General features: G+C 61.0%; 6 protein-coding genes. 1 reads left to right on the top strand and 5 read right to left on the bottom strand.

All coding sequences use genetic code 11. From position 1 onward, the window contains the following. Positions 1 to 179 precede the first annotated feature (179 nt). Both FJ398_24015 and FJ398_24010 read right to left on the bottom strand, forming a co-directional pair. On the bottom strand, positions 180 to 947 hold the full coding sequence (locus FJ398_24015; protein ID MBM3840964.1) for a response regulator transcription factor: 768 nt from the start codon (positions 945 to 947) through the stop codon (positions 180 to 182). Between the two features lie 120 nt (positions 948 to 1067). Next, positions 1068 to 2180, bottom strand: a complete 1113-nt coding sequence (locus tag FJ398_24010; GenBank protein ID MBM3840963.1) for a histidine kinase — start codon at positions 2178 to 2180, stop codon at positions 1068 to 1070. 245 nt (positions 2181 to 2425) lie between these two features. Here FJ398_24010 and FJ398_24005 point away from each other — a divergent pair, with 245 nt between their 5' ends. Then, positions 2426 to 4342: a CRTAC1 family protein gene (locus FJ398_24005; protein MBM3840962.1), complete on the top strand. Its 1917-nt coding sequence runs from the start codon at positions 2426 to 2428 to the stop codon at positions 4340 to 4342. 6 nt (positions 4343 to 4348) lie between these two features. On the opposite strand, the gene FJ398_24000 is transcribed toward FJ398_24005, so the two are convergent. From FJ398_24000 to FJ398_23990, 3 genes are all read right to left on the bottom strand, one after another. Next, positions 4349 to 5302 carry a D-2-hydroxyacid dehydrogenase gene (locus FJ398_24000; GenBank protein ID MBM3840961.1) on the bottom strand — a complete coding sequence of 318 codons (954 nt, stop codon included), beginning with the start codon at positions 5300 to 5302 and terminating at the stop codon, positions 4349 to 4351. 141 nt (positions 5303 to 5443) lie between these two features. Continuing rightward, positions 5444 to 6238: a 2-dehydro-3-deoxyglucarate aldolase gene (locus FJ398_23995; protein MBM3840960.1), complete on the bottom strand. Its 795-nt coding sequence runs from the start codon at positions 6236 to 6238 to the stop codon at positions 5444 to 5446. Positions 6239 to 6523: 285 nt separating this feature from the next. After that, entirely contained in the window at positions 6524 to 7525 is a 1002-nt protein-coding gene (locus FJ398_23990; GenBank protein ID MBM3840959.1) for a hydroxyacid dehydrogenase, read from the bottom strand. Between the last annotated feature and the right edge of the window lie 169 nt (positions 7526 to 7694).

The raw sequence follows: 7694 nt of genomic DNA, 5'->3' as shown, positions 1-7694 counted from the left end.
GGGAAGTTCCCACGGCCAAAAAGCCGCGCACACGGCCCTTGAACCGAAAACCGTGCGGACCGCAGCCTTTAGGCGCCTTTAGGCTGCTTCTGCGCACTCTCCGGGGTCGAGCGTTCAAGCAGCCTAGAGGCCACGGTCCGGAGGAACGGCCTGAGCCTCGCCCCACCGTCGTTCACTGATCAACTGGGCTTCCCGAAAAACTGATTCACGCGCTCCCGGTAGCTCCGGCTCAGGCTGAGTTTGGTCCCGTCGCGTAAAATCACGACGTAATCGCCGTGAAACATCGGTTGCAGTTCTTTGATGCGCCCCACGTTGACGAGCGTGGACCGGCTGATGCGCAGGAACTGATTCGAAGCCAGTTTCGTTTCCAGCGCGGTCAACGTTTCGCGGTACAGGTGCGATTCGTTTCCGGTGTGGATGTTCAAGTAATTGTCCGCCGCCTCGATCCAATCGATGTCTTCGACTTTGACGAGCACCACCCGGCCTTCGGTTTTGACGGCCAGACGTTCCAGGGGCTTTGCTTCGGGCTTGAGGCTGGCCAGCAACTGAGAGAGCCGGCGCGTGATTTCTTCGGGCTTCCGGTGTTGAATTTGTTCGATGGCACGCCGGAGAGCGACCTGGAAGCGCTCGCGGTCAAAGGGCTTCAGCAGGTAATCCAGCGCGTTCACTTCAAAAGCGTGCACCGCGAACTGATCGTAAGCCGTGACAAAAACAATGGCGGGCATTTGCTCCTTGGGCAAGGCGGCGAGCACGCCGAAGCCGTCGAGTTCCGGCATTTGCACGTCGAGAAACAGCAAATCCGGCGACGCGGATTGAATCGCGGCCAGCGCTTCACGGCCATCGGCGCATTCGCCGACCAGCTCGATTTCGGGTTCTGCTTCGAGCAGTTTGGCAAGCCGCTCGCGCGCGAGCGGTTCGTCATCGACGATAAGAGTTCGGATTTTCATTTCTACCTCTGGGCAGGGCGGGCCTGTCCCCGGCGAGCCGAGCTGGACGTGTTCCAAGCAGGTGGGGCGGCTCGCCGGGACGGACTCGCCCTATCTGGTTCAGGGCTTGCCCTCTCCGGTTCACGTTGGCCGGCTCCCATTAAGTTCGACGCGGAACGGGATTGTCACCTGGACGAGCAGACCACCATCCGTTGCATTGGAAAACTCAATTCGCTGCCGGCTGCCATAAAGCTGCTGGAGCCGGGCGCGCGTGTTGGCCAGGCCGACGCCTTCGGCAGTCAATTTCCCCTGGGCGAATCCGGCGCCGTTATCGCGCACTTCGAGCCGCAGTTGCTCGTCCCATCGCCGCGCCCGCAGCTCGATCCGGCCGGGTTTGGATTGCGGTTCGATGCCGTGACGGATGGCGTTCTCGACCAGCGGCTGCAACAGAAGATTTGGCACCTGGGCTTGCATCGTTTCCGGAGCGATATCGCGCACCACCGTGAGCCGGCTGCCAAATCGCGTTTGCTCAATCTCCAGGTAGCGATCCAGAAAGGTCAGCTCCTCCTTCAACGACACTTCGTGCGCGTCCGTGCTCTCCAGCGTGTAGCGCAGCAACAGGCTTAACCGGCTGATCATGCGATCGGCGGCCTCGGCGTCCTTGTGCACCAGGGCGGAGATGGCGTGGAGCGTGTTGAAAAGGAAGTGGGGATTCAGTTGCATTTGCAGCGCCTGAAGTTTGGCATGGGTCAAACGCTTTTCCAGTTCGAGGGTGTTGAGCTCCCGGTCGTGAAATCTGCGATAGTACCCGAAGGCGTGCGCGACGCTGACGATGACGCCATACACAAACAAATTGAAATAGAATGTCTTCGCCAGCAGCGAGCCGAACAAGGCCGCGAACCCGACCGTGTCTCCGGTGGCTGAGCCTTGCCAGATCCCGATCGCCGCCCGCAGCGCCATCCACGCGATCGAAAAGGCGGCGCCGGCGGCCAGATGAATTCCGGCGTGGCGCACCCAGTTCGTGCGCTCGATCGCGAACCGCCGCACCAGCCAGCTCACCGGAACCGAGAGCAGAGCGAACAGATACCAATCCGCGAGCGAATGGCTGATCGCGTGGCGCCAGGGCACGGGATTCCCGAAGCTCGCGCTCGAGACGTAATACTGATGGGCGAACGAAAGGCCAATGAGGGTCCAGACCCCAAACCAGCCGAGCCACTGGATCGTGCGATTACGAGTTGAGGATCCGGGGCTCATCGGGAATTGACCGGCCGGTCGCCGGGCTTTCCAGGACGCGTTTCCGTAGCGCAGATTTTCAATCTGCCGTATCGCCGATTTGCAATCGGCGGCGCATCGGCGAGTTTGAAAGCCCTGAAACTTGTCGATCCCCCGCAGAATGCAATTCTGCGATACGGCAGATTGAAAATCTGCGCTACGGCTGCGCCCCGTGAATTTCCATTTTCCACCCCGCGATTAAATGTTAAACGTGCGCCCTGGAAAAGATGAATCAGACTCCCTCCGGCCCTGTGAAACGAAAAGCGGCGTCGCCCGGCGAACCGCACGAGGCCGCGGCTTCACCCGGATCCATCCGCCAACCCAGCACTCCGCCGGAGAACGACGCCATCATTGGCCGCGCGTTCCGCTGGTCGTTTCTTGCCATCGCTCTTCTGGGAGTGGCTGTGGTCGGACTGATTTTTCTTCTCAACCGCAAACCAGGCTCAGGCAAAACAAGCGTGACCGCTCTGCAAGCGCCGGAAACACGCGAGATTTCGACGCGCGATATCCCCGTCGCCAAATTCACGGAAATCCCCGCCTCGGCCGGCCTCCGATTCGTCCACAACAACGGCGCGTACGGCGACAAACTCCTTCCGGAAACCATGGGCGGCGGCGTGGCTTTCCTCGATTTCGACGACGACGGCGATCAGGATTTGCTGTTTGTCAATTCAACCTATTGGTCGTGGAAAATTCCGGAAGGCCGACAGGTTGCGACCCTTGCGCTCTACCGAAACGATGGCACAGGACGATTCGACGACGCCACCGCCGGCTCCGGGCTGGACGTGAGCCTTTACGCGATGGGCGTCGCCGTGGGCGACTACGACAACGACGGGCTGACAGACGTTTTCATCACGTGCGTCGGGGGCAACCGGCTTTTCCATAATCTCGGAGGCGGAAAATTTGGCGACATAACGGCAGCGGCCGGCGTTGGAGGGTCGCCGACAGGCTGGAGCACAAGCGCGGCCTGGATCGACTGCGACAACGATGGCGATCTGGATTTATTCGTCTGCAACTACGTGCAATGGTCTCGCGAGATTGACTTCGAGGTGGACAACCGCCTCGTCGGCCTGGGCCGCGCTTACGGACGCCCTTGGAATTTCGCGGGCACGTTCCCGTATCTCTATCGCAACGAAGGCGGCGGGCGATTCAAAGACGTGTCGGAAGAGAGCGGCGTCCAGGTCAAAAATCCGGTCACGGGCCTGCCGATGGCGAAGTCGCTCGGCGTCGCGCCGGTCGATGTGAACGGGGATCACTGGATCGATCTGGTGGTGGCCAACGACACGGTGCAGAACTTCGTGTTGAGCAACCGCTGGAACGGCACGTTCAAAGAAGTCGGCACGCACGCCGGGATCGCGTTCGACAGCTACGGGCAAACGCGAGGCGCCATGGGCATCGACGCGGCGCGGTTTCGCAACGACGACGCCCTCGGCATCGCGATCGGCAATTTTGCCAACGAACCCAATGCGCTTTACGTGTCTCAGCGCGATTCGCTTGTTTTCGCAGACGAAGCGATCACGGAGGGCGTTGGACCGGCGAGTTTGTTGCTGATGAAGTTCGGTCTGTTCTTCTTCGACTACGACCTGGACGGGCGGTTGGACGTCCTGACGGCCAACGGCCACATCGAAGAAGACATCAACAAGGTCCAGGCCAGCCAGCAGTACCGGCAGCCGGCGCAACTGTTCTGGAACAGCGGTTCAAGCCGGGGCTTCCGCTTCGTCCCGGTGCCGGCGGAGAAATGCGGAGCGGATTTGTTCAAGCCGATTGTCGGCCGCGGTTCCGCCTTCGCCGATATCGACGCCGACGGCGATCTGGACGTGGTGTTGACCCAGATCGCAGGACCGCCCCTGCTTCTCCGGAACGAACAACAGCTTCAGCATCATTGGGTGCGCTTCAAGCTGGTCGGCACGCGCAGCAATCGCGACGCGATCGGCGCGTGGATCAAGGTCCGCGCGGGCAATCGCACTTTGTCCCGGCAGGTCATGCCGACCAAGGGCTATTTGTCGCAGTCCGAACTCCCCGTCACGATCGGTCTCGGAAGAACGGACTCGGTCGATGAAGTCGTTGTCACTTGGCCGGATGGCTCGACGCAGAAAGTGTCGCCGGTGAAACTCGGCTCACTGACGCGCGTGGTGCAAGTTCAATGACTGGCTTCAATTCACGACGTTCTGCGGCTTGCCCGCCAGAAACGCCTGAAGGTTCGCCACCGCCATATCCATCAGCCGCGCGCGTGCGGAACGGGTCGCCCAGGAAATGTGCGGCGTAATCAAACAGTTTTTCGCCTTCAAGAGCGGATTGTCCGGCAAGGGCGGTTCGACCGCGAGCACGTCCAGCGCGGCGCCGGCAATGCGTCCCGCGTTCAAGGCGTCCGCCAGCGCCGGTTCATCCACGAGCGGCCCCCGGCTGGTGTTGATCAAGAATGCGGTGCGTTTCATGCGCCCCAGACGTTCCGCGTTGACCAGGTGTTTGGTTTCCGGCGTCAACGGGCAGTGCAGGCTCACCGCGTCGCTCTTGGTGAAGACGGTTTCGAGATCGACGAAGGCCACGCCGGGCGGGAGTTCCTTCGGGACGACAACATCCGCGGCCAGCACTTTCATTCCCAGCGCAAGCGCGACATCGCTGACCGCGCGCCCGATCCGCCCAAAGCCCGCCAGCCCCATCGTCAATCCATCCAGCTCGATCAGCGGATAATCCCAGTAACACCAATCCGGGTTTTTGCTCCAGCGGCCCTCGCGAACGGTTTGCGCGTGATGCGCGACGTGCTGAGTCAGTTCCAGCAAGAGCGCGAAAGTCATCTGGGCCACGGATCGCGTGCCATAAGTCGGAATGTTCGTGACCGGGATGTTGCGTTCTCGCGCCGCCGCGACATCGACCACATTGTAACCAGTCGCCAGTACGCCGATGTATTTGAGTTTCGGGAGCCGGGCGATTTCATCGCGGCCAAGCACGGTTTTGTTGGTGAGGACAACTTCGGCATCGGCGGCGCGGGCGACGGTTTGGTCTGCCGGCGTGCGGTCGTGAACTTCGCACTTTCCGAGCTTATTGAGTTTGTCCCAGCTCAGATCGCCGGGGTTGAGAGTGAATCCATCCAGGACAACAATTTTCATTCTTGCGTTCACGCAAATGTGTTTTGACTGGGAAAAGACCCACCCCTTCCGCTCCCAGGAGGGGACCAACGCAACGACGCCTCCCCTCCTGGGAAGGGCGCAGGGGTGGGATTAATCATCAGCGACATCTCGAATCTTGTCTCAGTATTTTGCCACGACTTTGCCGGCGCCGATGCCGAGCGCGCTGGCGACTTCTCGCGCTTTCGCGAGCATCAATCCCGATTCGCTGGCCACGGCGACAAATTGAAAGCCCTCATCCAGCCGCCGTTTGGCCGTGGGCGCGTCCAGCACGTGAATTCCGGGAGCCACTCCGTGCTTTTTCGCGGTCTTGAGGATGTGCTGCACGGCCTCGACGTACTCTTTGCTGTCGCTGTCGAACACCGGTTTTTTGCCCATGGATTTGTGGAGGTCGTTCGGCCCGATGAACACGACATCGATGCCGGGCACGCTCAGGATTTCGTCCGCTGCTTCGACGGCTTGAATCTGTTCGGCCATCACGACCACCAGGATTTCATCGTTGGCGCGGTCGTAATAAGTGGCGGGGTCGGTGTCGAAATTCACCGCGTGAAGCTGGCCGCCGATGGTGCGCTGGCCGAGCGGCGCGTAGCGCGCGGCATTGACCGCGGCCTCGGCTTCGGCGCGGCTGTTGACCAACGGCACGACGATGCCCCAGGCGCCGGTGTCGAGCACGCGTTTGATATTCTGGACGTTGTTCAGCGGGACGCGCGCGAAGGGGGCGGGCCCTGATGCCGCGATGATCGCGAAACATTCCGCAGCCGTTTCCATTGAGAACGGCGTGTGCTCCATCTCAATGGTGAGCCAGTCAAAGCCGGTTCTCGCCATCAATTGCGCGGTCACGGGCGAAGGCACCGTCAGCCAGGTGCCGACGCTCGGTTCGCCGCGTTTCAATTTTGCGCGGACATGGTTTTGTTTCATCTTCGAAGTCTTTCAACCGCTAACCAACACTGGCCAAAGAGATTTGAAATTTAACCACGGATTCACACGGATTAACCCGGATAAGGAGCAATTCAAATCCGTGTCCATCCGTACTGCTATCCATAAAAGTCTCCGCGGCTTGCACAAATTTCCCATTCAACCGATTTAACCTATTTAACGATTTAACGTTGTAACGGTTTTGGTTGCGGCTTGCCGCGCTGGGTCCATCCGTGGTTGAAAATGGGATCCGTCTTCACCTTCGGGCATCTACAAGGTCACCGGGAGTCACTGCAATCGCGCGCACAACTGAGCGGATGCGAGCACGTCCGGATTCACCAGGGACTGCGGCCGTTTCCCATTCATCAGATCCAGAATCGCCTGAGCCGCCGCCAGGCTGACGCGCATGCCGTTTTCACGGGCGAAGGACGCGAGGTGCGGTGTGAGCAAGACGTTTGGGGCGAAGCGCAGCGGGTGATCCGAGGGCAGCGGTTCCTTCGCGAACGTGTCCAGCGCCGCGCCCGCGATCCAGCCTTCTTGCAGTGCGCGGACCAACGCCGCTTCGTCGATCAACGCGCCGCGTCCGGCGTTGATCAGGAAGGCGCTCTTTTGCATTTTGCGGAGCTGCGCTTCGCCGATGAGGCCGCGGCTTTGCGGAGTGAGCGCCGCGTGGAGCGTGACGAAATCGCTTTCCGCGAGCAGCGTGTCCAGCGAGACCATGCGGATTCCCAGTTTCTCGGCTTCGGGCATTTGCACGAGGTCGTAGCCCAGGAGTTTCAAGTTGAATCCGGCGGCGCGGCGCGCCACGGCTTGGCCGATGCGCCCGCAGCCGATGATGCCGAGCGCCTTTCCCGAAACGTCACTGCCCCAAAAAAGTTTCCAATCGCCCTTCGCCATCCACGCGTGGCCTTCGTGAACACGCCGCGCCAAGGCCAGGAGCATCGCGAACGTGTAGTCGGCGACGGTTTCGTTCAGCAGGCCGGGCACATAGGCCACGGCGATGCCCTGCCGCGTCGCCGCTGCGATGTCGATGGAATCGTAACCGACGCCCCACCGGGAAATGATTTTCAAGCGCGCGGCTTGAGGGGACCGCAACGCCGAATCGGAATACTGGTCCGGGCTGCACAGCACGGCATCCACGCCTTCGAGGAGCGGCAGAAGTTCGGGTTCGGGAAACGGGCCGAAGCGAGGCGGAACCACGACGTCGCATCCCGCGCTCTTAAGCGCATCCATCGCAGGCCCGCCCACATCTTTGAACGTGCGGGCCGTGATCAAAACCTTCCACGACATGCGGCGGAGTGTAGCGGGCAGCCCCCGCACTGCAAGCGTCCCGTAGGGCAGGCATCCTGCCTGCCCAATGATGTCGTTGAACGCGTTTCGGGAGACAGGCAGGAAACCTGCCCTTGGAGTTTGGACATTTCCCGCGCAGTCCAACAAGCCCGACGGGAACGAATGACGC

The organism is Verrucomicrobiota bacterium (genome assembly GCA_016871535.1).
Lineage (GTDB): Bacteria > Verrucomicrobiota > Verrucomicrobiia > Limisphaerales > SIBE01 > VHCZ01.
This window is presented reverse-complemented; position numbering and strand designations above follow the sequence as displayed.

Excerpts from the sequence above, each read along its gene's own strand:
- FJ398_24015 (MBM3840964.1), bottom strand. The coding sequence starts at position 947 with ATGAAAATCCGAACTCTTATCGTCGATGACGAACCGCTCGCGCGCGAG.
- FJ398_24010 (MBM3840963.1), bottom strand. The coding sequence starts at position 2,180 with ATGAGCCCCGGATCCTCAACTCGTAATCGCACGATCCAGTGGCTCGGC.
- FJ398_24005 (MBM3840962.1), top strand. The coding sequence starts at position 2,426 with ATGAATCAGACTCCCTCCGGCCCTGTGAAACGAAAAGCGGCGTCGCCC.
- FJ398_24000 (MBM3840961.1), bottom strand. The coding sequence starts at position 5,302 with ATGAAAATTGTTGTCCTGGATGGATTCACTCTCAACCCCGGCGATCTG.
- FJ398_23995 (MBM3840960.1), bottom strand. The coding sequence starts at position 6,238 with ATGAAACAAAACCATGTCCGCGCAAAATTGAAACGCGGCGAACCGAGC.
- FJ398_23990 (MBM3840959.1), bottom strand. The coding sequence starts at position 7,525 with ATGTCGTGGAAGGTTTTGATCACGGCCCGCACGTTCAAAGATGTGGGC.